The sequence below is a fragment of the Variovorax sp. 770b2 genome (assembly GCF_900115685.1).
In the GTDB taxonomy this organism is placed as follows: Bacteria; Pseudomonadota; Gammaproteobacteria; order Burkholderiales; family Burkholderiaceae_C; genus Variovorax.
Window position 1 is genome coordinate 503,467 of sequence record NZ_FOXJ01000001.1, and the last position, 26,079, is coordinate 529,545.

Genomic DNA, 26,079 nt, shown 5'->3' on the forward strand with positions numbered 1-26,079 from the left:
TGCCATCACCCCCAGGCTCCTTCGGGACCCTGGGGGTTTTTACTTGCCCAGCGCCTTCAGCACGTCGTAGCACGCCCCCATCGTGTGATAGTCGGTCTTGCCGGCCGGGCTCTTCTCGTCGCTGATCTTCTGGTTCTGCGGCGTGAGGATGCGATGCCACGCACCGTGCCTGTGGTCCACGAAGTGCGTCCACGAATACGCCCAGATGCTGTCGTACCAGTCCCAGTAGCCGGCCTCGCCGGTGCGCACGGCCAGCAGGGCGGCGGCGGCGAAGCTCTCGGCCTGCACCCAGAAATACTTGTCGCCGTCGTACACCGCGCCGTCGGGCGCAAAGCCGTAGACCAGCCCGCCGTTGTCCGCATCCCAGCCGCGGAACATCGCGGTGTCGAAGAAGTGGCGCGCGCGCGGCACGATCCAGCCGGCCTCGCCATCTTGCGTGGTCAAGAGGCGCTCCAGCTGCAGCAGCAGCTTGGCCCATTCGGTCAGATGCCCGGTCTGGAAACCCCAGGGCCGGAAGATGTCGCTGCGGTCGCCGCGGTTGAAGTCCCAGTCGACCGACCAGTCCGCGCGGTAGTGCTCCCACACCAGCCCGTCGGCGAGCGCCGCCTGGCGGCCCGTCACGGCCTGCGCGAGCGCGAGCGCGCGTTCCAGGTAGCGCGCCTCGCGCGTCGCCTCGAAGGCCGCCATCATCGCCTCGCAGGCATGCATGTTGGCGTTCTGGCCGCGGTAGGGCGCAACGCGCCAGTCGGCCGTGGCTTCATCCGCATAGAGGTGGTGGCGTGGCTCCCAGAAGTGCCGCTCCATCAGGTCCCACGCGTGTTCGAGTCCCTCGCGCGCCTCGCTCACACCGGCCATCAGCGCGTGCGCGTGCGCGAGCAGCACGAAGGCCAGGCCGTAGCAGTGCTGGGTGCTGTCCTGCACGGTGGCGCGGCCCGCGTGCCAGTCGATCTGCCATGCAAAACCGCCGCCGGGCAGCGCATGCGCTCCGTGCAGGAAGGCCAGGCCGTGGCGCGTGGCGTCCAGGTCGGCCGCCTGGCCGAAGCGGCGGTACGCGTTCGCATGGTTGAACACGAAGCGCGCGCTGCTCACCAGGTGGCGCGTGCGGCGGTCGTAGACCGTGCCGTCATCCCGGAAGAAGTGGAAGAAACCGCCCGAAGGGTCGGTGTCGCGCGGTTCGTAGAAGGCCAGCGTGTGCCGGATGTGGTCGATCAGGAAATCGGGTGAACGGAAGTCGGGCATGAAAAGAAAAGAGGGTTCGTCAATCCCAGGCGCGCAGGCCCATCTGACGCAACCCCAGGGGCGTCAGGTCGTCGGGCGTGGCACGGCCTTCGAAATCGACTTCGTAGTCTTCGGGCGCGAAATCGGGGCTGCTGCGTCCGGCCAGGAAGGCCGGCGCCTGCCGCGCCATGAAGGCGCGGTTCTTCTCGCACCAGGGCGCGGCGGCGATGTAGATCACGCTGCTGTGCTGGCTGCCGCGGTGCTCGTCTTCCACGGCGTGGATCACGTCGGAGTGCCACCACACGGTGTCGCCGGGCTCGACCAGCGGAATCGGGACCAGCCCTTCGCGCAGCTCGCCATGCCACTCGGCCGTGGCACCAAGCGCGCGGCCCGGCTGGGCGCCGCAGAGATCGCCTTCGGGCACATCGGGCTGCAGCGCGCGCAGCAGCATCCAGGGCGCGGTGCGCGCGATCGGCACCAGCCGCAGCGTGCCGTCGCCCGGGCCCTGGCGCGACAGCGCGGTCCAGCCCTGGAAGGTGCGAAAGGCCGAGCACACGGCGGGAGAGGGAATCTCGCGCGTCGCGGTGCGGCCGTCGGCATCGAAGGCGTCGAAGCGCGCGAGATCGCCTTCGAACACCTCGCGGTACACGTGCCGGAAGGTGGGCTCGCACCAGCGCTCGACGGAGCCGCCGTCGGAGTGGGGCGACAGGCCCAGCGTCGAATCGCCCGGCTCGCGGCGGCGGATGCGATCGGCATAGTTGGCCTGGCGGTCGGGGTCGAAGAAGCGGGTGCCGTTCTTCTCGAAAGTCCAGAGGCGGTTGAGAAAAGTGCGTGTCGTGTTCAGGCTCTCGGCCTGCCGCGCCTGCATCTGCGGGCGCGACCAGTAGAGGCCGAAGATCTGCGGCCGTCCCGAAGCCAGGGCGCTGAAGTACTTGTCGAGGCCGGCCTTGGCCTTCGCGTGTTCGTAGTAGTTGTTGCCGTCGATGTAGCGGCCAATCTCTTCGTTCCACGCCCGAACCTGCGCCGGGTCGAACACGCCGCGCACCACCACGCAGCCGCGCCGGTGAATGCGAGCGATCTGCTCGGGCGACACGCGGCCGTGCGCGATGTCCGCATAGGCCAGCTCGGGCACCGCGCCGCCGCTGGCCTGCTCGGCGCGCACCTTGGCCACCTCGTCTTCGAGGAATTCGGTTTCGAGCGCGAAGCGCTGCGCAAGGTCGGGCACGCTGGCGCGCAGATCGCGCTGGGCGTGCAACACGGCGCGGGGAATATCGTTCATCCAGTCGGTCATGACGGACGTTCTCCTGGTGGGCTTGTCAGTCGATCAGCGTTTCGGCTTCGGTGTCGAAGAAGACGATCTTGGACAGGTCGATCGCGAAGCGTGCCGTCGCGCCGGCCTGAAGCGTCACGTCCGGCGGCAGGCGCGCGGTGAAGTCGTGTCCGCCGAGGTCCAGCAGCACCAGCGTGTCCGCCCCGGTCGGCTCGATCACCTGCACGCGCGCATTCACCACGCTCTGCGCAGCATGCGCCGCCGCACCGTTGGCCGCAAGGCCGACCGCTTCGGCGCGCAGGCCGACGATCACCTCCTGGCCCGCATACGCATGCAACTGCGCGGGCGTGAGCGACAGCGGCAGGTCGATGCTCACCGCGCCGCCCGCGCCCGCCGTCAGCAGTTGCAGTCCGCCGGCCGGCGACATCGCCACCCGCATGCGCAGCAGGTTCATGCGCGGCGAGCCCATGAAGCTCGCCACGAAGGTGTTGGCGGGCCGGTTGTACACCTCGTGCGGCGTGCCCAGCTGCTGCAGCACGCCGCCCTTCATCACCGCGATGCGCGTGGCCAGCGTCATCGCCTCGATCTGGTCGTGCGTGACGTAGACGATGGTGGCGTTCAGCCGCTGGTGCAGCTTCTTGATCTCGGTGCGCATGTCCAGCCGCAGCTGCGCATCGAGGTTGGAGAGCGGTTCGTCGAACAGGTAGAGCTGCGGCTCGCGCGCCAGCGCCCGGCCGATGGCCACGCGCTGCCGCTGGCCGCCCGAGAGCTGGCGCGGCTTGCGGTCCATCAGGTGGCCGATCTGCAGCAGCTCGCCCACCTTCTTCACGCGCTCGGCGCGCGCGGCCTTGTCGACCTTGCGCATCTCCAGCGGGAACTCGATGTTCTTGGCCACCGTCATGTTGGGGTAGAGCGCGTAGGACTGGAACACCATCGAGATGTTGCGTTCCGCGGGCGCCACCTGGGTGATGTCCGCGCCGTTCAGCTGCAGCCGGCCCTCGGTGGGCTCCTCCAGCCCCGCGATGATGTTCATCAGCGTGCTCTTGCCGCAGCCCGAGGGGCCGACCAGCACGAGGAACTCACCGTCCTTCAGCGCGATGGAGATGTCATGCAGGATCTGGACGGGTCCAAAGCGCTTGCGAATACCAATCAAGTCCAGCGAAGCCATGCACTAACCTTTGACCGAGCCGGCCATGAGGCCGCGCACGAAATACTTTCCCGACACCAGATACACCACCAGCGTGGGCAGCGCCGCAATGAACGCCCCCGCGAAATGCACGTTGTATTCCTTGACCCCGGTGGAACTGTTCACCAGGTTGTTGAGCGCCACCGTGATCGGGAACGAGCTGTAGTCGCTGAACGAAGCGCCGAAGAGGAACTCGTTCCAGATGTTGGTGAACTGCCAGATCACCGTCACCACGACGATCGGCGTGCTGTTGGGCAAGAGAATGCGCAGCAGCACCCCGAAGAAGCCCGCCCCGTCCATCCGCGCCGAACGCACCAGCTCTTGTGGAAACGCCGCGTAGTAGTTGCGAAAGAAGAGGGTGGTGAAGCCGATGCCGTACACCACGTTCACGAAGATCAGCCCCGTCACCGTGCCCGCGATGCCGAGAAAGCCCAGCGTCTTGGCCATCGGGATCAGCACGATCTGGAACGGAATGAACACCGAGAACAGCATCGCCGCGAACAGGAGGTGCGCCCCGCGAATGCGGAACTGCGTGAGGATGTAGCCGTTCAGCGCGCCGATGAGCGTGGAGATGGCAACCGCCGGCACCACCAGCAGGAACGAGTTGATGAAGTAGGGCTTCAGGCCCGTGGGCTGCACGCCGATCTGCGCCGTGCTCCATGCCGCGCGCCAGGGCTCCAAGGTCCAGTCGATCGGCAGCGTCATCAGGTTGCCGCTGCGGATCTCCTCGAGCGGCTTGAGCGAATTGATGACCATCACATAGACCGGCATCAGGAACACGAAAGCCAGCACCAGCAGCACGGCATACAAGACGAAGCGCATCGCACGTTCAGCCATGCCTGGCTCCCCGCATCTCGCGCAGCAGGTACGGCACCACCACGATGCCGATGGCCGCGAGCATCAGCACCGAACTCGCCGCGCCCACCGCCATCTCGTTGCGCGTGAAGGTGTACTGGTACATGAACACCGAAGGCAGCCAGGTCGAGCGCCCCGGTCCGCCGTTGGTCAGCGCAATCACCAGGTCGTACGACTTGATCGCCATGTGCGCCAGGATCACGAAGGCCGAGACGAACACCGGCCCGAGCTGCGGGATCACGATGCGCGTGTAGATCTGCCAGGGGCGCGCGCCGTCGACGCGTGCCGCGCTGATCTGCTCGCCGTCCACGCCGCGCAGGCCCGCGAGGAACATCGCCATCACGAAGCCGGTGGTCTGCCACACGGCCGCGATGACCACGCAATAGATCGCCATCTCGCCGTCCTTGATCCAGCCGAACGAGAAGCCGCTCCAGCCCAGGCTCTGCAATGTGTGCTCGATGCCCACGCCGGGGTCGAGCAGCCACTTCCACGCGGTGCCGGTGACGATCAGCGAGAGCGCCATCGGGTACAGGTAGATCGAGCGCAGCACGCCCTCGGCGCGCACCTTCTGGTCGATGAGGATTGCCAGCGCGAGGCCCAGCGCCATCGAGACCACGATGTAGAGGCTCGCGAAGATCGCGAGGTTGCGCAGCGACACCGCCCAGTTCTCCAGCCCCGCGAGCCGTTCGTAGTTCGCCGTGCCGGCCCACTCGGCGCTGGGCAGCATGGTCGAGGTCGTGAACGACAGGTAGACCGTGAACATGATGTAGCCGTACACGCACACCAGCACGAGCAGCGCGCTCGGACTGAGCAGCAGCTTGGGCAGCAGTCCGGCTTTCATGAACGTCCACGCACGCCGGGCACCCTGCAGCAGCGGCGCATCAGTTCTTCGCGGCCGACACCATGGCCGCCACCGCCTTCTTGTCGTCGAGCTGGCCGTTGAAGTGGCGGGTGATCACGTCGTAGAACGCGTTCTTGATCGAGGCCGGCTCCGCGTGGCCGTGCCCGATGGAGCCCACCAGCGTGTCGGCCTTGCTGGCCTCGGCCAGGTCCTTGATGGCCTTTTTGCCGCAGGCGTCGAAGGCGGTGTCGGGCACGTCGGTGCGCGCCGGCGCCGAGCCCTTGGCCACGTTGAAGGTCGACTGGAAGCCCGGGTCCATGATGGCGGCGGCCAGCTTTTGCTGCGCGGCGGTCTTGCCCGCGTCCTTGAGCGTGAACATCACGAACTGGTCGGCGTTGAAGGTGACCGTGCCCTGCGTGCCCGGGAAGCGGAAGCAGGCGAAGTCTTTCCCCGGCACCTGCTTGGCGTTGACGAACTCGCCCTTGGCCCAGTCGCCCATGATCTGGAAGCCGGCCTTGCCGCCGATCACCATGCCCGAGGCCACGTTCCAGTCGCGGCCCGAGAAGTCCTTGTCCACCAGCTTGCGCAACTGCGCCATGCGCTGGAACACCTTCTCGGTGGTGGGCGAGGCGATGGTCTTGGTGTCCAGCTCGATGAAGGCCTTGCGGTAGTAGTCGACGCCGCCGGTGGACATCGCCACGCTGTCGAACAGCGTGGCGTCCTGCCAGGGCTGGCCGCCGTGGGCCAGCGCAATGAAGCCGGCCTTCTGCACCTTCTCGGCGGCGGCGATGAACTCGTCCCAGGTCTTCGGCTCGGCCGTGACGCCCGCCTTGGCGAGCACGGCCTGGTTGGCCCACACCCAGTTGGTCGAGTGCACGTTCACCGGCGCGGCGATCCACTTGCCGTTGTACTTGGAGAACTTCTGCAGCGCGGGCGGCACCACCTTGTCCCAGCCGTCTTTCTGCGCGAGCGCGTTGAGGTCGGCCACCACGCCCTGCTTGCCCCAGTCCAGGATGTCGAAGCCCAGCATCTGCGAGGCGGTGGGCGGGTTGCCCGAGGTCACGCGGGCGCGCAGCGCGGTCATCGCGGCCTCGCCGCCGCCGCCGGCCACTGGCATGTCGTTCCATTTCACGCCCTGCTTCTCCAGGTTGGCCTTGAGCACGTTGAGCGCGCCGGCTTCGCTGCCCGACGTCCACCAGTGCAGGACCTCCACGCTTTGCTGCTGGGCCATGGCGGCGCTCGTGGCAAGAGCCGCGGCGAGGGCGACCGTGAGGGTGACGGCGAGGGCGACGGCGTTCTTCTTCATGTGTTTCTCCGGTTGCAGGGTCGGCGGCAGTTTAGGCAGGGGAAGTTGCCTTCCCGCCTTGTGCTTTCCCGGACGAAACACGGCGTAGGCAGCGCAACAAAGGCCGCCTTGCCGGAGAGAAAAAAAGGGCCTCAGCCCACCGTGCTCTGCCGCACGATCAGTTCGACCGGCAGCGTGTTCAGGCGCGGCAGCGAGCCGCCCTGCATCGCCAGCTCGACGCCCACGCGGCCCAGGGCCTGGCGGTCCACGCGCACCGTGGTGAGCGGGGGCTTGGCCGATGCGGCGGTCTGCACGTCGTCGAAGCCCACGATCGCCACGTCCTCGGGCACGCGAAGGCCGGCAGCAAGGCAGGTGTCCAGCGCCGCGAGCGCGGCCATGTCGTTGCATGCGAACACGGCGTCCGGCGGCTTGCGCAAGCGCAGCAGCTGCTGCATGGCGGCCGAGGCGCCGCGATCGTGCGGCAGGCCGAGCGGCGCGACCATTTCCAGTTCCGGGTCGGCAAGGATGCCGGCCTCGAACAGCGCCCGGCGGTAGCCTTGGGCCCGCTCCAGGATGCTCACGTGCGCCAGCGAGCTTGCGATGTAGGCGATGCGCCGGCGGCCGATGTCCAGCAGGTGGTGCGTGGCCAGGTACCCGCCGGCCGCGTTGTCGGGGTTCACCGCGCGCATGTCGCGCAGCGAGAAATCGATGAGCGCGAAGGGCAGGTCGAGCTCGGCCACCATGTCGAGCACCTCGGTCTCGAAGAAGCCGGCCGCCAGGATCATGTCGGGCTCGTGCAGCCGCAACTGCTCGCGGATCGGATCGGTCGGGCCGCACGTGAGCAGCGTGGGCACGATGCCGAACTCGCGGCAGGCCTCCTCCACCCCGTGCAGCACGTCGGAGAAGAAGGGGTTGACCGAGAAGTGGCTGTGCTGGCGGTGCACCATGAAGACCAGCCGCTTGGCCTTGGCGCTGCGCAGGCGCCCGGCGTTGTAGCCGACGTCGCTGGCGATCTTGCGGATCATGCGGCGGGTGTCTTCCGAGAGGCCGCGCTGGTTCTTCAGGGCACGCGAGACGGTGCTGATCGACACACCGGCGGCGTCGGCCACATCGCGGATCGTTACGGGCGTGGATTGCATGGGAGAGTGGGCAGGCGGGAGGCGCCATTGTCACTGCGACGACAGTTGGTGATCGTGCATAACTTCTCCGCTGCAAGCAGGTTGCAGTGCAGCATAGGCATTTGCCCCAGTATGCAAGCGCGAGTCGCCCACGAACAATCGGTCCGCGCTCCATGGTGGCGCGCCGAGATGGACTGCATGACCGACTTCTTTTTTCCGAACCCGGGCGACCTCGCGAGATGAGCGACGTCATCCTCGAAACACGCCAGCTCACCAAGGAATTCAAGGGGTTCACCGCGGTCAGCAAGGTCAACCTCTCGGTGGTGCGCGGCTCGATCCACGCGCTCATCGGCCCCAATGGCGCGGGCAAGACCACCTGCTTCAACCTGCTCACCAAGTTCCTGGAACCGACCACGGGCACGATCCTGTTCAACGGCCAGGACATCACCGGCGAGCGCCCCGCGCAGATCGCACGGCGCGGCATCATCCGCTCGTTCCAGATCTCGGCCGTGTTCCCGCACCTCACGCTGCTGGAGAACGTGCGCCTGGGCCTGCAGCGGCGCCTGGGCACCTCGTACCACTTCTGGAAGAGCGAGAAGTCGCTCAAGCCCCTGGATGCCAGAGCCCGCGAGCTGCTGGCTGAAGTCGGCCTGGAAGATCTGGCCGACGAACAGACCGTGAACCTGCCCTACGGCCGCAAGCGCGCGCTGGAGATCGCCACCACGCTGGCCATGGAGCCCGAGCTGATGCTGCTCGATGAACCCACGCAGGGCATGGGCCACGAAGACGTGCACCGCGTGGCCGAGCTCATCAAGCGCGTGTCGGCCGGACGCACCATCCTCATGGTCGAACACAACATGAGCGTGGTCTCCACCATCGCCGACACCATCACCGTGCTGCAGCGCGGCGCCGTGCTGGCCGAAGGCCCCTACGCCGAAGTCTCGAAGAACCCGCAGGTCATGGAGGCCTACATGGGCACCACCGACGGCGAAATGCAGGGCGCGCACTGATGACCGCCGCACTCGAAATCAAAGGGCTCCAGGCCTGGTACGGCGAATCGCACGTGCTGCATGGCGTGGACATGGTCGTGCAGCCCGGCGAGGTCGTCACGCTCCTGGGCCGCAACGGCGCGGGCCGCACCACCACGCTGCGGGCCATCATGGGCCTCACGGGCGCGCGCAAAGGCAGCATCGAAGTCAATGGCAAAGAAACCATCGCGATGCCCACGCACCGCATCGCGCACCTGGGCATCGGCTACTGCCCCGAGGAACGCGGCATCTTCGCGAGCCTCTCGTGCGAAGAAAACCTCTTGCTGCCACCCGAACTCAAGGGCGCGGGTCCGGGCATGTCGGTCGAAGAGATCTACACGATGTTCCCCAACCTGGCCGAGCGCCGCCACAGCCAGGGCACGCGCCTGTCGGGCGGCGAGCAGCAGATGCTGGCCGTCGCGCGCATCCTGCGCACGGGCGCCAAGCTCCTGCTGCTCGACGAAATTTCCGAAGGCCTCGCGCCGGTCATCGTGCAGGCGCTCGCCCGCATGATCACCACGCTGCGCGCCAAGGGCTACACCATCGTGATGGTGGAGCAGAACTTCCGCTTCGCCGCGCCGCTGGCCGACCGCTTCTACGTGATGGAACACGGGCGCATCGTGGAGAAGTTCGGCGCGGCCGAGCTCGAAGCCAAGATGCCCGTCCTCACCGAGCTGCTCGGCGTCTGAACAAGAAAAGTCCACAAGACGCTTTCCTCTCATCTCACAAAGATTTTTTCAGGAGACAACACCATGAACAAGAAACTCGGCCTCATCGCCACTGCCGTCGCCGTCCTCGCCATGGGCGCGGGCGCCGCACAGGCGCAGGAAAAAGTGAAGATCGGCTTCGTCACCGACCTCTCCAGCCTGTACGCCGACCTGGAAGGCAAGGGCGGCGCCACCGCCATCCAGATGGCCATCGACGACTTCGGCGGCAAGGTGCTGGGCCAGCCCATCGAGCTGCTCACCGCCGACCACCAGAACAAGGCCGACATCGCCGCCTCCAAGGCCCGCGAATGGATCGACACCGCCGGCGTGACCATGGTTTTCGGCGGCACCAATTCCGGCGTGGCGCTGGCCACCGCCAAGGTGGCCGAAGAGAAGAAGCGCGTGTACTTCAACAACGGCGCCGGCAGCTCGGTGCTCACCAACGAGCAGTGCTCGCCCTACACCATCCACTACGCCTACGACACCGTGGCGCTGGCCAAGGGCACCGGCGCGGCGGTGGTCGACCGCGGCGGCAAGAGCTGGTTCTTCTTGACCGCGGACTACGCCTTCGGCCACGCGCTGGAAGCCGACACCACCAAGGTCGTGAAGGAAAAGGGCGGCACGGTGGTGGGCGCGGTGCGCCATCCGCTGAACGCATCGGACTTCTCTTCGTTCCTGCTGCAGGCGCAGAACTCCAAGGCGCAGATCCTGGGCCTGGCGAACGCGGGCGGCGACACCATCAACGCGATCAAGGCGTCCAAGGAATTCGGCATCAACAAGACCATGAAGACCGCGGGCCTGCTGGTCTTCCTGAGCGACGTGCACAGCCTGGGCCTGAAGAACACCGAGGGCCTCCTGCACACCACCAGCTGGTACTGGGACCTGAACGACGACACGCGCAAGTTCGCCAACCGCTTCTTCGAGAAGACCAAGCGCATGCCCACCGACGTGCAGGCCGCCGACTACTCGGCCACCACCACCTACCTGAAGGCCGTGGCCGCCGCCAAGACCACCGATTCGGACAAGGTCATGGCGCAGCTCAAGAGCATGAAGATCGACGACTTCTACGCCAAGGGCCAGATCCGCGCCGACGGCAGCTTCATCCACGACATGTACCTGGTCGAGGTGAAGTCGCCCGCCGAGTCCAAGAAGCCCTGGGACTACCTGAAGGTGCTCAAGACGCTGCCGGGCGACCAGGTCTTCACGACCAAGGCCGAAACGAAATGCGCCGCGTGGAAGTAACCCTGTAGCACGCTGACGCCATTGGCGATTCACCCACCGAAGTCAACGAGGACCCTCCCATGAAACGCACGCTCATCGCTTCCGCCTGCCTGCTGGCCACCTGTCTGGTGGCCGCGGGCGCCGCCCAGGCGCAGGACAAGGTCAAGATCGGTTTCATCACCGACATGTCCAGCCTCTACGCTGACGTGGAGGGCAAGAACGGCGCCCTCGCGATCCAGATGGCCATCGACGACTTCGGCGGCAAGGTCAACGGCATGCCCATCGAGCTCCTGTCGGCCGACCACCAGAACAAGGCCGACATCGCCGCCTCCAAGGCACGCGAGTGGATCGACACGCAGGGCCTGACGATGCTGTTCGGCGGCACCAGCTCGGGCACCGGCCTCGCGATGGCCAAGGTCGCGCAGGAGAAGAAGCGCGTCTTCATCGTGAACGGCGCGGGCAGCTCGGCGCTCACCAACGAGCAGTGCTCGCCCTACACCGTGCACTACGCCTACGACACCGTGGCGCTGGCCAAGGGCACCGGCAGCGCGGTGATTGCGCGTGGCGACAAGAGCTGGTATTTCCTCACGGCCGACTACGCCTTCGGCCAGGCCCTGGAAGCCGATGCGACCAAGGTGGTGAAGGAGAAGGGCGGCACCGTGCTCGGGAGCGTCAAGCACCCGCTGAACACGTCGGACTTCTCTTCGTTCCTGCTGCAGGCGCAGAACTCCAAGGCGCAGGTGCTCGCGCTGGCCAATGCCGGCGGCGACACCATCAACGCGATCAAGGCCGCCAAGGAATTCGGCATCACCAAGTCGATGAAGATGGTGGGCCTCCTGGTGTTCGTGACCGACGTGCACAGCCTGGGCCTGAAGAACACCGAGGGCCTGCTGCTCACCACCAGCTGGGACTGGAACCTGGACGACAAGACGCGCGCCTTCGGCAAGCGCTTCTTCGAGAAGACCAAGCGCATGCCCACCGACATCCAGGCGGCCGACTACTCGGCCACCATGACGTATCTCAAGGCCGTGCAGGCCGCCAAGACGGTCGATGCCGACAAGGTGATGGAGACGCTCAAGTCCACGCCCATCGACGACTTCTATGCCAAGGGCACCGTGCGCGCCGACGGCCGCTTCGTGCACGACATGTACCTGATGCAGGTCAAGTCGCCGGCCGAATCCAAGCAGCCGTGGGACTACTACAAGGTGGTCCAGAAGTTGAAGGGCGAAGACGTCTACACGACGAAAGCCGAGAGCAAGTGCGCCCTCTGGAAGTGATCTCCCGCGGGCGCTCGGGCGCCCGGGTTCGTTGAAACGCTTATGACCATTTCCCTTCCCGCCTTGTTGAGCCAGCTCCTCCTGGGGCTGGTCAACGGCTCGTTCTACGCCATCCTGAGCCTCGGGCTGGCGGTGATCTTCGGTTTGCTCAACGTCATCAACTTCGCGCACGGCGCGCTGTTCATGCTGGGGGCCGTCCTCACCTGGATGGCCATGGAGTATTTCGGCATCAGCTACTGGGTGATGCTGATCGCGGCGCCCATCGTCATCGGCCTGTTCGGCGTGGTGATCGAACGGCTGCTGCTGCGCTGGATCTACAAGCTCGACCACCTCTACGGCCTCTTGCTCACCCTGGGTCTCACCTTGTTGATCGAAGGCGTGTTCCGCTCGGTCTACGGCGTCTCGGGCCTGCCCTACGACGCGCCCGAGGCGCTCTCCAGTGCCACCGACCTGGGCTTCATGGTGCTGCCCAACTACCGTGCCTGGGTGGTCGTCGCCTCGCTGGTGATCTGCTTTGCCACCTGGTACGTGATCGAGAAGACGCGCCTGGGCGCGTACCTGCGCGCCGGCACCGAGAACCCGCGCCTGGTGGAGGCCTTCGGCGTCAATGTGCCGCTGATGATCACGCTGACCTACGCCTTCGGCTGCGCGCTCGCGGCCTTCGCGGGCGTGCTGGCCGCACCGGTGATGCAGGTCTCGCCGCTGATGGGCCAGAACCTCATCATCGTGGTGTTCGCGGTGGTCGTGATCGGCGGCATGGGCTCCATCATGGGCGCGATCCTCACGGGCCTCGGGCTCGGGGTGATCGAAGGGCTCACCAAGGTTTTCTATCCCGAGGCATCGTCTACGGTTGTGTTCGTGATCATGGTCATCGTGCTGCTCATCCGCCCCGCCGGCCTGTTCGGCAAAGAGAAATAAGGCGGACGGCATGAACATGAAAAAGATCTCCACCGTCGTCTACGCATTGCTGCTGGTCGCGCTGATCGCCGCACCGTTCTTCGGCGCCTACCCGGTGTTCGTGATGAAGCTCATGTGCTTCGCGCTGTTCGCCGCGGCCTTCAACCTGCTGCTGGGCTTCACCGGCCTGCTGTCCTTCGGCCATGCGGCCTTCCTGGGCGGCTCGGCGTATGTGGCGGGCCATGCCATGAAGGTCTGGGGCCTCACGCCCGAGCTGGGCCTCATCGCCGGCACCTTGAGCGGCGCCTTCCTCGGTTGGATCTTCGGCATCGTGGCCATCCGGCGCCAGGGCATCTACTTCGCGATGATCACGCTCGCGCTCGCGCAGATGATGTTCTTCGTCGCGCTGCAGGCCAGGTTCACCGGCGGCGAAGACGGCCTGCAGGGCGTGCCGCGCGGCAAGCTCTTCGGCGTGATCGATCTGTCGAACGACCTCACGATGTACTACGTCGCGCTGGTGGTCGTGGTGGCCGCGTTCCTCTTGATCGTGCGCACCATCCACTCGCCGTTCGGGCAGGTGTTGAAGGGCATCAAGGAGAACGAGCCGCGCGCCTTGTCACTGGGCTACGACGTGAGCCGTTTCAAGCTGCTGGCCTTCGTGATCTCGGCGGCGCTCTCGGGCCTCGCAGGCTCGCTCAAGACGCTGGTGCTGGGCTTCGCCACGCTGTCGGACGTGCACTGGACCGCCTCGGGCCAGGTCATCCTGATGACGCTCGTCGGTGGCCTGGGCACGCTCTCGGGTCCGCTGGTCGGCTCGGCGGTGGTGGTGCTGCTGGAAAACAAGATCGGCGAACTGGGCAACTTCCTCGCGCGCATCACGACCATCGACTGGTTCAACACGCTGGGCGAGTCGGTGACCATGGTCACGGGCCTGATCTTCGTGATCTGCGTGCTCGCCTTCCGCAAGGGGATCATGGGCGAGATCATCGCGTTCATCGACCGGCGCAAGGGGCGCGGCTCGAAATGAACGGATATCGGCTGATCGGAAACGTTTAGAACACTGTGATTTCTTGGGTTGACATTGCGTTGTTATCAACCCTCTAAATCTCTTCTTTTTTCGCTGCTTCCAACCTAAAAATAAGTCCCCACGATATCTTCCACAGACTTGAACCGCAGAGTTCAGCAAAGGGAGAGGTTGAATGGAAAGCACGATCTCGGGGCCGCCCGAGGCCGCTATGCAGGCGGATGCGCGCGAAAGCGCAGCAGGAAAACAGCCACCAACTTCGGCAATGGCGCCCCTGGCAGCGCTTTGCGCTGTCGCGCGTTTTCATCAGGTTCCTGCAGACCCGTCGCTACTCTCTCATCAACTGGGCCTGACGCCTTCCGAGCCCATAGCGACCGACACACTGCTGCAAGCAGCCAGGCACCTGGGCCTCAAGGCCAGGTCCACCCGCACCACGGCTGAGCGCCTTTCGCTGACACCGCTGCCCGCCCTGGCAGTGCTGCGCAACGAAGACGGCAGCGAGCGCTTCGTGATCCTCGCCCAGTGCGACGCCCAGCGCGTCCTGCTGCAAGACCCGGCCGCAGAAACCGCGCGCCCCGTCATCGAACCCCTGGACGTTTTTGCTGGTCACTGGACCGGCGAACTCATCCTCATCACCAGCCGAGCTGCCCTCGCAGGAGAGCTCGCCAAGTTCGATTTCTCCTGGTTCATCCCCAGCCTGGTCAAGCACCGCAAGTTGCTGGGCGAGGTGCTCTTCATCTCCTTCATCCTCCAGCTCTTCGCGCTGGTCAGCCCGCTGTTCTTCCAGGTCGTGATGGACAAGGTGCTCGTGCACCGCGGCGTGACCACGCTGGACGTGCTGGTCATCGGCCTGGTGGTGGTCGTCGTCTTCGAGTCGCTGCTGAACGGCCTGCGCAGCTACGTCTTCAGCCACACCACCAACCGCATCGACGTCGAACTCGGCGCGCGCCTGTTCGGCCACCTCGTGCAATTGCCCCTGGCCTACTTCCAGGCACGGCGCGTCGGCGACTCGGTCGCCCGCGTGCGCGAGCTTGAGAACATCCGCGGCTTTCTCACCGGCAACGCGCTCACGGTGCTGCTGGACGTCGTCTTCTCGATCGTCTTCGTGGCCGTCATGCTGTTCTACAGCGTGCCCCTGACGCTCATCGTGCTCGTGAGCATGCCGCTGTACTTCGGCCTGAGCCTGGCCGTCGTGCCCATCCTGCGCCGGCGCCTGGACGAGAAGTTCGCGCGCGGCGCCGAGAACCAGTCCATGCTGGTGGAGACCGTCAGCGCCATCCAGACCGTCAAGGCCACCGCGCTGGAACCGGCCTTCGGACGCCGCTGGGACAACCAGCTTGCGGCCTACGTCTCGGCCAGCTTCCGGACCCAGAACGTCGCCAGCTGGGCGCACGAAGGCGTCAACCTCATCGGCAAGCTCGTCAACGCCGCCACCCTCTGGTACGGCGCGCACCTGGTCATGAACAACGAGCTCACCGTCGGCCAGTTCGTCGCCTTCAACATGTTCGCCCAGCGCGTGAGCCAGCCCATCATGCGCATGGCCCAGCTGTGGACCGACTTCCAGCAGACCGGCATCTCCATGGCGCGGCTTGGGGACATCCTCAACACTCGCACCGAAGTGCCGCCGAGCACCGCCGCGCAGCTGCCCGCACTCAAGGGCCGGGTCACGCTGGACAATCTCACTTTCCGCTATCGCCCCGAGGCATCGCCTGTGCTCAACGGCGTCAGCTTGGACGTGCGCCCCGGCGAAATCGTCGGCATCGTCGGGCGCTCGGGCTCCGGCAAGAGCACGCTCACCAAGCTCGTGCAGCGCCTCTACACCCCCGAGCAGGGGCGCCTCCTGGTCGACGGCATTGACATCAGCCTGATCGACGCGGCGCAACTCCGAAGACAGGTCGGCGTGGTGCTGCAGGAGAACACGCTCTTCAACCGCAGCGTGCGCGAGAACATCGCCGTCGTCGATCCGGCGGCGCCGCTCGACGCCGTGATACACGCAGCCCAACTGGCCGGTGCGCATGAGTTCATCAGCGAACTGCCCGAGGGCTACGACACCATGGTCGGCGAGCAGGGGGCGAGCCTCTCGGGCGGCCAGCGCCAGCGCATCGCCATCGCGCGCGCGCTCTTCACCCACCCGCGCATCCTGATCTTCGACGAGGCCACCAGCGCGCTCGACTACGAGAGCGAGGCCATCGTGCAGCGGAACATGGCGCACATCTGCAAGGGCCGCACGGTTTTCATCATTGCCCACCGGCTGAGCGCCGTGCGGCATGCCAACCGCATCATCGTTATGGACAAAGGCCGGATCGTCGAAGGCGGAACTCACGAGAGCCTTCTAACCAGGCCCAAGGGCATCTATGCGCACCTGTGGGCGATGCAGGACGGAGGGCTTCCGACGGAAGCGGGCACAGCGGTATGACAGAAGTCTCCACCACGGCACCCGCAGCCAATGCGCCGCATGCACGAGACATGCGCCATCCAGTCTTCGAGCTGCTCGGACGCTACCGCGCGATCTTCAAGGCCGCCTGGACGCACCGTCATGAACTGGCCGGGCCGAGACGTCTGTCCGATGAAGCGGCCTTCCTGCCCGCAGCCCTGAGCCTGCAGGACACGCCCGTGCACCCGGCGCCCCGACGGCTTGCCTATGCGCTGATCGCGCTGTTCCTCATTGCCTTGACCTGGTCCATCTTCGGACAGATCGACATCGTTGCCGTCGCGCCCGGCAAGATCATCGTGAGCGAGCGCACCAAGATCATCCAGCCGCTGGAGGTGAGCGTGGTCAAGCGGGTGCTGGTGCGGGACGGGGACCATGTCGAGGCGGGACAGGCGCTGGTCGAGCTCGATCCCACGACGGCGAATGCCGACAAGACCAGCATCGACGAGCAACTGAAGTCGATGCAGTCCGAAGTGCTGCGCACGCGGGCGTTGCTGCAGGCGCTCAATGCCTCGGCCTTGTCGCGCGCACCGGACCTGGGCAAGAGCATTCCCGCCGGCTGGACGGAAGCCGACATCGCCGCAACGCAGGCTCAGTTGAGCGACGAGTGGAGCGACATCACGGCCAAGCTCGCCAAGGCGGGCTCGGAGATCAACCGCCGCCAAGCCGAGATCGCGACCGTGCGCGAGATGGTCAACAAGCTGGAGACGACAGTGCCGATCGCCAAACAGCGAGAAGCTGACTTCCATCAGTTGGCCAACCAGGGCTTCATGTCCAGCCATGCGAACCAGGACCGCACGCGCGAGCGCATCGAGCTGGAGCGTGACCTCGCCACGCAGCGTGCCCGGCTGGCAGAAGCGAATGCGACCTTGCGCGAGAGCGAGAACACCCGGTCTGCCTACATCGCCGAGACCAAGCACACCCTCAGGACGCGGGAGGCCGCAGCAGAACTCAAACGTCAGCAGGGCACGCAGGACCTGGCCAAGGCGGGCCAGCGCGAGCGGCTCACGACGTTGAAAGCGCCGGTCGCGGGCACGGTCCAGCAACTGGCCGCGCACACCGAGGGCGGGGTGGTCACGGAGGCCCAACCGCTGATGGTGATCGTGCCCGACGGTGCGCAGGTGACGGCCGAGGTGACGCTGGACAACAAGGACATCGGCTTCATCAACACCAGCCAGGAAGCCACGATCAAGCTGGAGACGTTTCCGTATACGCGCTACGGCACGGTGAGCGCGACCGTCAAGACGGTGACGGCGGATGCGGTGAATGACGAGAAGCGCGGGGCGATCTTCCCGGTGACGCTGAACCTGGGGGCGACCACCATCGATGTGGGGGGGAAGCCGATCAAGTTGAGCCCGGGGATGAATCTCACGGCAGAGATCAAGACGGGCAAGCGAAGAGTCATTGAGTTCCTGTTTAGCCCCATTCAAAGAGCCACTAGCGAGAGTCTGAGAGAGCGCTAATGCCAAACGGCGTTTAATCGCGAGACTTAATGAATTATTGAATTTAGAAAAGCGCGAAAGAACATTGGGTCATGAATGATTTTAGAAAAATTGGCGAAGCACTTTTCCTTGGATTTTTAGGACTGTTGCTGTCAGGGTGTGCATCTACAGCGCATAGGTTAACTGTGGAAAAAACTAAGCCCTCAAAAATTCAAACAACCGAGGAACTTCTTGCTGCACTAAGCAACGGATTTAACGAGGGAGTTCTAGGAGAGTATGATTTTTACCGACGGAAAATCGGGTACGAATTTTCGCGATTTCCAAAAGATAAAAACGATCCAAAGGAATTCAGCTACGAGACTGGCGAAGCAATAAGAATGAACGAAGGTGGATTTGATGGACTGCTAGTAGTCTTGGAAAAAAGAAATACAGACCAAGGAAAGAGAGTGCTAAGTATAAGTTTCCCTACTCCGGGCTGTTTGAGGCAATGGGAAGTTGAAAAAATATTCATGCGGTTGTTTCAATATTCTCCTGAGACTGTTTTATTTGGCGTTCGCCCGGCAGATTGGCCGCACAAATACCAGGTTTCGATGGAGAAAAAAAATACAAAGCAGTCAATTACTCTTTATATCGGCGAAAAGAGTCACTGCTTGCAAAATGTCGAAGTAACAGAAGTTTATAACTAGGGGAGTTCCAATGGCAGTATCTCTGAGCATGAAGATGGCGAACGGGGAGCCGTTCTTCAAAGTAGAAAATGGCGTGTCGCAACCTTCGGCTAAATGGACCGAGCTTCACATTCAAATCATCAATGCATCGCCGGATTTGGCTGCAAAGTATGAGGCGTCTGCAGCGGCAAATACGCCATATATTATTTCAAGAAATAATGGAATATATTTTGATTCCAGCCCTGAAAAAAAAGGCATATATGTTTCGCAGGATTATTTCCGAGTGGGTACGCCGGAGGAAACTTTTGCCAACTCTCTTTATATTGCCATCAAAGGCGGCCATGAAACGCAACACGGCGCGGACAGTCGCAATACTTCCATTGGACTTCCTAAAGTTGAAGATTACAAAACCCCAGGGGATTTCAGTATTGCTCGAGGGATTATCGAAGGGCGAGCGGTTGCATTTGAAGCGTTGGCAGACGCTCAATTGCAGGGGGGAAAATTCGTTGTCAATGGTCGTTCATTGACAGTGGACAGTCTCTCATATTCTGTCGGGGGAGACGTTTCTCCGTTGGGTTTGGATTTTTTATTGGCCGAAATTTATTCAAACTCTAGCCTGACTGCTGCCCAAAAATTCGAGAAAGCAGCTCTGGAGGCAAGAGATGGCTATTTGGAGAAAATTCCATCTACCACCGAAGGTGGAATTTCATATTTTGAACAAAATATGAGAGCATTTGCGCAGGCTTGGACTGGGTTTGATCCGAAGACAATTTCCAATGTCAAACAGGATGACAATGGATATTGGGCAGTCACGGCGAGTACAGAAACTGGATCTGTTACGAGGAACTACGATCCACGGACAGTTGTCGGTGCCGGGGCTCTTTGGCCTCGGCCAAATTCTGAAGTCACGACGTCAAATCTAGATGGTGGCGCAACACTGATTAGCAGCATTAATTACGACAGTAAAAAGGAAGTAGTTCAATTATTTGATGCTGATAACAATTTGATAAGGCGCACTGAAATAGTCCCCGTGGGGACGGGAGGGCGCATCTCAACGATCAGCACCTACTTGCCAGGTACATCACAGCCAGACCAAGTCACCGTCCAACAGGTCGATGCCAACGACGTTGTTGTGACGGCTCCTCTAGTCAACGGCACCGAAGTCAACGCAGTCAGCCTAAGCACAATTACCACCGCGCCCGCGCCCAGCAGGACGCCCACGCCCGACGGCACCAGCCTGGGGCCGAGCGCGACCAACAACAACCTGGTTTCCTCTGGCAGCTATACCGTTGGCATCGCCAGGAATTTCTGGAACGTCAACACCGCCACCGGCAATCAGGCTGTGATTGGGTATGCGATCACCGACGGTCTTCGCCCTGGCAACAGCAATTTCGGCCTGAATATCGATGCGTCCAGTGGCCTGGGTCTTCCTATCGCCCGCACCGGAGCCATCGGTAACACCGATCCGGTCGCAGGACCGATCGATTACGGCCTCTTCGGCAGCAGCCTGAACAACGCCTCCGGTTTCAATTTCAACCTCGTTCCTGCCGACCCCCTGGTGCTGGATCTGAACGGGGATGGCGTCAAGCTCTCCGACTACGGCACATCGCCCGTCCTCTTCGACGCAGACAATGACGGTGGCTCGTTGGAGCAAACCGGCTGGGTCAGTGCGCAGGACGGCATCGTCGTGCATGACCTCGATGGCGACGGCAAGATCAATAACATCCGCGAGACGCTGAGCGAGTACTACAACGGTGTGGCCGGCTCCAACGGAGTTGCTGGCACCAGGCCGTATGCGAACGGCTTCGCGGCCCTCAAGAGCCTCGACAGCAACGCCGACAACCAGTTCACCGTCAAAGACGCGGCCTGGAATAACCTGCGTGTGTGGGTCGATGCCAACCACGATGGCAAGACCGATGCGGGAGAACTCAAGACCTTCGCCAACCTGGGCATCACGGCCATCAACCTGGCGGCTGTCGCGCAAAGCGGCGAGGTGCGCGACGGCAACGAAGTCCTGGCCCGGGGCACTTTCATGCAGAACGGCGTCAGCAGGGAAGCCATTGCGGCCAACTTCCTCGCCAACCCCGCCGGCAGCACCGTCACACAAAGCAGCAGCGGCGTCACTGTTGTCACCGAAAACGTAGTCGGTGGCGCGGGCGCGACGATCGCCTATGTGTCGAAGAACACCAATGCCGCCATCAACGAAACCCTCAATGCGGCCTCTCTCCAGGTGCGCAACCTGACGGGCGGTGCAGGCGGCGATGTCCTGACGGGCGATGCAAGCAACAACTGGCTGGCCGGCGGCACGGGTGCCGACACTCTTCTCGGCGGCGCTGGGGACGACGTGTTGCTGTTCGATGCAGCGGACAAACGCGTGGACGGTGGCGACGGCTTCGACATTGCCCAGGCAGTGGGGGCCCAGGGCGTCTCGCTCAACCTGAGCCAGAGCAACATCGAGATGGCTGTCGGCGGTATCGGAAACGATGTCTTCGTTGGAGGCGGCCGCTCCACTGTGGTGGTGCGTGGTGGTGCCGGGGACGACGTGATCATCGGCGGAGCCGCCAATGACGTGCTGTCAGGCGAGGATGGCGACGACACCCTCGACGGTGGCGCAGGCAACGATCTGATTCGTGGTCATCGGGGGCACGACCGCTTGCTCGGCGGCGCCGGCGACGATGTAGTCGATGGTGGCCTGGACGACGACGACTTGAGTGGCGGCGCGGGCAATGACGTGCTCATCGGCGGACGGGGCGACGACAACCTGAAGGGCGGCGATGGCATCGATGTTGCGCAGTACGCCGGCAGCTATGCCGACTACCGCATCACCAAGCTCGACAGTGCGAACGGAAGTACCCGCTACCGCGTGGTCGATACCCGCACCGGGCAGGACGGCGCCGATACGCTGACCGGCATCGAGAAGCTCAGCTTCGCCGACGTCAGCCGCGTCGACCTGACCATCGGCAGCCCGCTGCCCGTCAAGGACGTTCTGACCGTCAACTCGACTGGCCAGGCCTTGAGCCGGGCGGCCGCGCATCTGCTGTCCAAAGACCAGTTGCTCCTCAACGACCGCGATTGGGACAGTGACATCGGCCAGCTCAAGATCACCGAGGTGCTCGACGCCAAGGGCGGCACCGTTGCGCTCACCGCCAGCGGCGACGTGCTCTTCACGCCCGATGCGCGCTACACCGGCGTGATGGGCTTCAAGTACAAGGTGAAGGATGCCGAGGGCCATTTCACCGAGGTGAGCAATAGCGCCACCGGCCAGACCGAGCCCATGAAAGCGGCCGTATACCTGCAAACCGGCGACCTGCCGAGCGATCCATTGGCAGCGGAGCAGTGGTATCTGAGCGATGTCAATGTCATGCCTGTGTGGCAGGACTACACCGGCAAAGGCATCCGGATTGGCCAGTTCGAGCCGGGTGGCGCGTTCAGCACGGATCCAGAGGTCTTCGACTATCGGCACCCGGATCTACAGCCCAACGCCGACAGGGTCTGGCTGAACACGCTCGATGCGAACGGCAGAAACGACGCGCCGCAAACCTTCAGCAGCCACGCCACGATGGTGGCTGGCGTCATGGCTGCGGCACGTAATGGGGAGGGCGGCATTGGCGTGGCCTACGACGCAACGCTTGCAGGGCATTACATCCAGGGCGAAGGTCTGGAGGTCGGCCGGCTCAACCAGGAAATCACCGACGCGCTGGCGAAATTCAAGGACTTCGACGTGGTCAACAACTCCTGGGGCCCCTCGAAGAGCTTCGGGCTGGACGTAGTACCCGAGGGCTCGCTCGAGCAGGGCATCCTCGACGCCGTCGCTCACGGCCGCGATGGCTTGGGTACGGCCATCGTGATGGCTGGTGGCAACGACCGCGCGACGGGCGCGAACACCAACTACAACGCGCTCACTGCCAATCGGGCCGTGATCGTCGCAGGCAGCATCAATGCACCGGGCGACCTGGGCACGTTGCAACTGGGGAGCAAACCGTTCAGCAACCCGGGCGCCTCCATTCTGGTGTCTGCACCGGGCAGCAACATCGACTCGACCAGCCGCGAACTGATTGCGGACAACGGCTCGACCTTCGGGGGCGACTACGGCACCAGCCAGGGCACCAGCTTCGCGGCGCCTATCGTTTCGGGCGTCATCGCTCTGATGCTCGAAGCCAACCCTGCGCTCGGCTATCGAGACATCCAGGCCATCCTCGCGATGACGGCCACGAAAGTGAGCGACCCGAACGGAACCGATTGGGTTACCAACGGCGCCAAGACCTGGAACGGCGGCGGAATGCATGCCAGCCACGACTACGGTTTTGGCAAGGTCGATGCCCGCGCCGCGGTGCGATTGGCCGAAACCTGGACTGAGCAGAACACGTACGCGAACCAGTTCGCCACGACGGTTGCCAGCGGCATTCTCAAAGCAGCAATTCCCGATGGTTCCGGCATGCTGACACGCACGCTTTCCGTGGGGTCGGGGCTGGAAGTCGAGAGCGCGCAAGTCACGCTTGAACTGGAGCATCAGCGTTGGGGCGATTTGATCATCAAGCTGATCTCTCCCGGAGGAACCGAGAGCATTCTGGTCAACCGGCCCGACAAGGCGCCGGGCAGCGCGGCTTCCGACCTGGGTAATGCGTCGTCGGGGCCGTTGAGCTTCAGCTTCAACACCACCCATGTGCTGGGAGAGCAAAGCACAGGCAGCTGGACACTGCAGGTCATCGACGCGGTCACCGGCAATGTCGGAACACTCAACAACTGGACGCTGGATCTGTACGGCAAGAAGGTTGACACCAACGACCTCTACGTTTACACCAACGAATACGCTGGCAATGCGGGCTTTGCACGCAATGCGTTGACCGACGGCAATGGCGGCAGGGACACGATCAACGCCAGCGCCGTCACTGGCGACAGCACCATCAACCTGATCAACGGCAGCGCCAGCAAGATCGCGGGCACGGCGCTGAGCATCGGTGGCGACATCGAAATCGCATTTGGCGGCGACGGCAACGACACCTTGACGGGGAACGGGCTGAGCAACGTATTGCTGGGCGGGCGCGGTGCGGATGTCATCAGTGGCGGGGATGGAAACGACACGCTGGACGGCAGCAAGGGCAATGACGTGCTCACGGGCGGCGCGGGCAGCGATCTCTTCGTCATCGGCAAGGACGCCGGCGCACAGGATGCGATCGTTGACTTTGCAATTGGCGACGGCCCGAGCGCACCTGAAACCATTGCGTTGGTGGGCTTTGGAAACCTGAACTTCGCAACGCTGGTCCGCACTCAAGTGGGGGCGGACGTTCAGTTGGAACTTGGCGACGGTCAGAGCGTGCTGGTGCGCAATCGCCAGGCGAACCAACTCGGTGTTGCGCAGTTCCAGTTCTTCGCGTCGCAGGCTGCGCTACAAGCATGGCAACAAGCCGGCCAAGGCTCCGCAGCAGGCGCAGACAGCGACACCGTGCTGCAAGGCACGGCGGGCGACGATCTGCTGATAGGCGGAGGCGGCAACGACACCTTGTCGGGCAACGCCGGCAACGACAGGCTGCTGGGCGGCGCAGGGCTGGACATTCTGGACGGCGGGGCCGGCGACGACGTGTTGGTGCTTGATGGCGATCAAGGACGCATTTCGTTTTCTACCGGACTGGCCGGTACAGGCGTGCGGACCGGCGGAGCTGGCGCAGATCGCTTTCTGGTCGCACCCGATGGCGGAGGCTCGCCGTCGATGGGCTTCTACAGCAACGACATAGGCACCAGCAATCTGATTTCGGATTTTGAGTTGGCGGTAGACAAGATCGATCTGAGCCAGTTTGCCTGGATCAAGGATTTCAGCCAGCTCAAGATCAACAAGGCGTTGAACATCAACGGCAAGTTCATCACGCGCATCTTGGCCCAGGCAGAGGGGCAATCGACTGTCTCGGTGGGGCTTTCCGCCATCGATCCGACCGTTCTCACGGCCGCCCATTTCGTCTTTGCGGGCAGTGCGGATGCAGTGCCGTTGCCCGTGTCGAAGGCGAGTTCAAGCACCGTGGCGGGCGCAGCGCCCTTGGCGATCGCTTCGCCCCTGGCAGCCGGCCCGACGCAACCGTTGCCTATCGTGGGCACCGGCGCAAACGACGTGCTGACCGGAGATGCCGGCGCCAATACGATCAATGGCCTGGCGGGCGCCGACAGCATGACCGGGCGCACCGGCGACGACATCTATATCGTCGACAACATCGGCGACAAGGCCAGCGAACTACCCGGTGGCGGCTACGACACGGTGCAGTCCGGCGTGAGCTACCAATTGAGCGACGACGTCGAAGTGCTGGTACTCACGGGCACTGGCAATCTCGATGCCACTGGCAATGGGCAGCGCAATCGCCTGGTGGGCAATGCTGGCGACAATCGACTGGACGGTGGCGCAGAGGCCGACGACATGGTGGGCGGAGCGGGCAACGACGTTTATGTCGTGGACAACCAGTTGGATACGGTCTCCGAAGACTTCGATGCCGGTGTCGATGCGATCCTGTCCTCGGTTTCGTGGACGCTTGGCAAAAATCTGGAGAACCTCGGCCTGATCGGCACACGCGACGTCAACGGGACCGGCAACGAGCTTGCGAACGCATTGAGCGGAAATGCTGGCGACAACATCCTGGACGGTGCGCAGGGCGCCGATAGCATGGTGGGCGGTGCGGGCAACGATACCTACTATGTCGACAACGTCGGCGATACCGTGGTCGAGGCTTTGAATGCAGGAGTGGATACCGTCTATACAAGCATCAATGCAGTGTTGGGTTCCGATGTAGAGAACGCCGTGCTGCTTGGTACTGCAACCTCGGCAACAGGCAACGCATTGGACAACGCCTTGATTGGCAATGCTCTGGCCAATGTCCTGGTTGGAGGCCTCGGCAATGACCACTTGAGTGGATACGCCGGGGATGACAGCCTGGATGGAGGCAGTGGGGATGATTGCCTTTCAGGGGGGGAAGGAAATGACACCCTGCGGGGAGGCGGCGGCATCGACACCGTCGTTTTTCGCGGGGCACTGGAGGACTACGTTTTCATGACTTCGCCTTCGGGAGTCCAATATGTGAGTGATACCGTCGCTGGCCGTGATGGCATTGACCTGCTCAACGGATTGGTCAAAGAGGATCGTATCGAGAAGCTTGTTTTCGAGAAATCGCCTGGTCGAATCTATTCTGTCGATGAAATCAAGTTCTATTCGTCACTGGAATATATTGCAAGCTTCGCGGACTTGCGTGATGCGTTCGGTACGGACGCGGACGCTGGATGGCAGCACTTTGTCAAACACGGGGCGGCGGAAGGGCGCAGACCAACGTCCAACGCAGCAACTGACATCGCTAGCCTCGGTAGCGCCCAAGATCGGACAGTCGTCGATCAGGACAATAGTCAAAGCTGGTCGCGCGTGGATATGCATTTCGACTCGCAAGGGCGTGAAGATTGGCGCAACACCTTCAACGACGATGGCACCCGCGACTGGCTGGATACTGATCAGACCAATGAGCGTGGCGACCGCAGTATTGCCATTCGCTTGGATGCCAAGGATCGCGAAGATTGGCGCAATGTCATCTATGACAATGGCACGCGCGACTGGCAGGACACAGATCAAGCCAATGAACGAGGCGACCG

At 63.5% G+C, this 26,079-nt stretch carries 17 protein-coding genes; 10 read left to right on the plus strand and 7 right to left on the minus strand.

Annotated features, from left to right (window positions below; all coding sequences use genetic code 11):
* Positions 1–39: 39 nt before the first annotated feature.
* The 7 genes from BM133_RS02150 to BM133_RS02180 form a co-directional block, all read right to left on the minus strand.
* Positions 40–1,239: an AGE family epimerase/isomerase gene (locus BM133_RS02150; RefSeq protein WP_093431321.1), complete on the minus strand. Its 1,200-nt coding sequence runs from the start codon at positions 1,237–1,239 to the stop codon at positions 40–42.
* Positions 1,240–1,258: 19 nt separating this feature from the next.
* Entirely contained in the window at positions 1,259–2,509 is a 1,251-nt protein-coding gene (locus tag BM133_RS02155) for a YbiU family protein (RefSeq protein ID WP_093431323.1), read from the minus strand.
* A gap of 25 nt (positions 2,510–2,534) precedes the next feature.
* Positions 2,535–3,656: an ABC transporter ATP-binding protein gene (locus tag BM133_RS02160; RefSeq protein ID WP_093431324.1), complete on the minus strand. Its 1,122-nt coding sequence runs from the start codon at positions 3,654–3,656 to the stop codon at positions 2,535–2,537.
* Positions 3,657–3,659: 3 nt separating this feature from the next.
* Positions 3,660–4,511: a carbohydrate ABC transporter permease gene (locus BM133_RS02165; RefSeq protein ID WP_093431326.1), complete on the minus strand. Its 852-nt coding sequence runs from the start codon at positions 4,509–4,511 to the stop codon at positions 3,660–3,662.
* Entirely contained in the window at positions 4,504–5,370 is an 867-nt protein-coding gene (locus BM133_RS02170) for a carbohydrate ABC transporter permease (RefSeq protein WP_093431327.1), read from the minus strand. The genes BM133_RS02165 and BM133_RS02170 overlap by 8 nt, the downstream gene beginning before the upstream one ends.
* Positions 5,371–5,410: 40 nt before the next feature.
* Complete coding sequence (locus tag BM133_RS02175) at positions 5,411–6,676, minus strand: ABC transporter substrate-binding protein (RefSeq protein WP_093431329.1); 1,266 nt, start codon at positions 6,674–6,676, stop codon at positions 5,411–5,413.
* Positions 6,677–6,807: 131 nt separating this feature from the next.
* Positions 6,808–7,794 carry a LacI family DNA-binding transcriptional regulator gene (locus BM133_RS02180; RefSeq protein ID WP_093431330.1) on the minus strand — a complete coding sequence of 329 codons (987 nt, stop codon included), beginning with the start codon at positions 7,792–7,794 and terminating at the stop codon, positions 6,808–6,810.
* 218 nt (positions 7,795–8,012) lie between these two features.
* Between BM133_RS02180 and BM133_RS02185 the strand changes: the two genes are divergently transcribed.
* The 10 genes from BM133_RS02185 to BM133_RS02225 all read left to right on the plus strand — a co-directional run.
* Positions 8,013–8,783 (plus strand): ABC transporter ATP-binding protein, encoded by a 771-nt coding sequence (locus BM133_RS02185; RefSeq protein WP_093431332.1) that lies wholly within the window; start codon positions 8,013–8,015, stop codon positions 8,781–8,783.
* Positions 8,783–9,490: an ABC transporter ATP-binding protein gene (locus BM133_RS02190; RefSeq protein ID WP_093431333.1), complete on the plus strand. Its 708-nt coding sequence runs from the start codon at positions 8,783–8,785 to the stop codon at positions 9,488–9,490. Before BM133_RS02185 ends, BM133_RS02190 begins: the two co-directional genes overlap by 1 nt.
* A gap of 111 nt (positions 9,491–9,601) precedes the next feature.
* Positions 9,602–10,750, plus strand: a complete 1,149-nt coding sequence (locus BM133_RS02195) for an ABC transporter substrate-binding protein (RefSeq protein ID WP_256219188.1) — start codon at positions 9,602–9,604, stop codon at positions 10,748–10,750.
* 59 nt (positions 10,751–10,809) lie between these two features.
* Positions 10,810–12,006: an ABC transporter substrate-binding protein gene (locus tag BM133_RS02200; RefSeq protein WP_093431336.1), complete on the plus strand. Its 1,197-nt coding sequence runs from the start codon at positions 10,810–10,812 to the stop codon at positions 12,004–12,006.
* A gap of 42 nt (positions 12,007–12,048) precedes the next feature.
* The gene (locus BM133_RS02205; RefSeq protein ID WP_093431338.1) at positions 12,049–12,924 is read left to right on the plus strand and encodes a branched-chain amino acid ABC transporter permease; all 876 of its coding nucleotides are present in this window, start codon (positions 12,049–12,051) and stop codon (positions 12,922–12,924) included.
* Positions 12,925–12,934: 10 nt separating this feature from the next.
* A complete protein-coding gene (locus BM133_RS02210; protein ID WP_177224691.1) occupies positions 12,935–13,930 on the plus strand; it encodes a branched-chain amino acid ABC transporter permease in 996 nt (331 codons plus the stop codon).
* A 208-nt stretch (positions 13,931–14,138) separates the two neighbouring features.
* Positions 14,139–16,343, plus strand: coding sequence for a type I secretion system permease/ATPase (locus tag BM133_RS02215; protein WP_093434970.1), 2,205 nt, complete (start codon positions 14,139–14,141; stop codon positions 16,341–16,343).
* Positions 16,340–17,821: an HlyD family type I secretion periplasmic adaptor subunit gene (locus BM133_RS02220; protein ID WP_093431340.1), complete on the plus strand. Its 1,482-nt coding sequence runs from the start codon at positions 16,340–16,342 to the stop codon at positions 17,819–17,821. Before BM133_RS02215 ends, BM133_RS02220 begins: the two co-directional genes overlap by 4 nt.
* Positions 17,822–17,892: 71 nt before the next feature.
* On the plus strand, positions 17,893–18,486 hold the full coding sequence (locus BM133_RS34425; RefSeq protein ID WP_143100052.1) for a hypothetical protein: 594 nt from the start codon (positions 17,893–17,895) through the stop codon (positions 18,484–18,486).
* A 10-nt stretch (positions 18,487–18,496) separates the two neighbouring features.
* Positions 18,497–26,079 (plus strand): S8 family serine peptidase (locus BM133_RS02225; protein ID WP_218158341.1); only part of this gene is annotated, 7,583 nt, incomplete at its 3' end.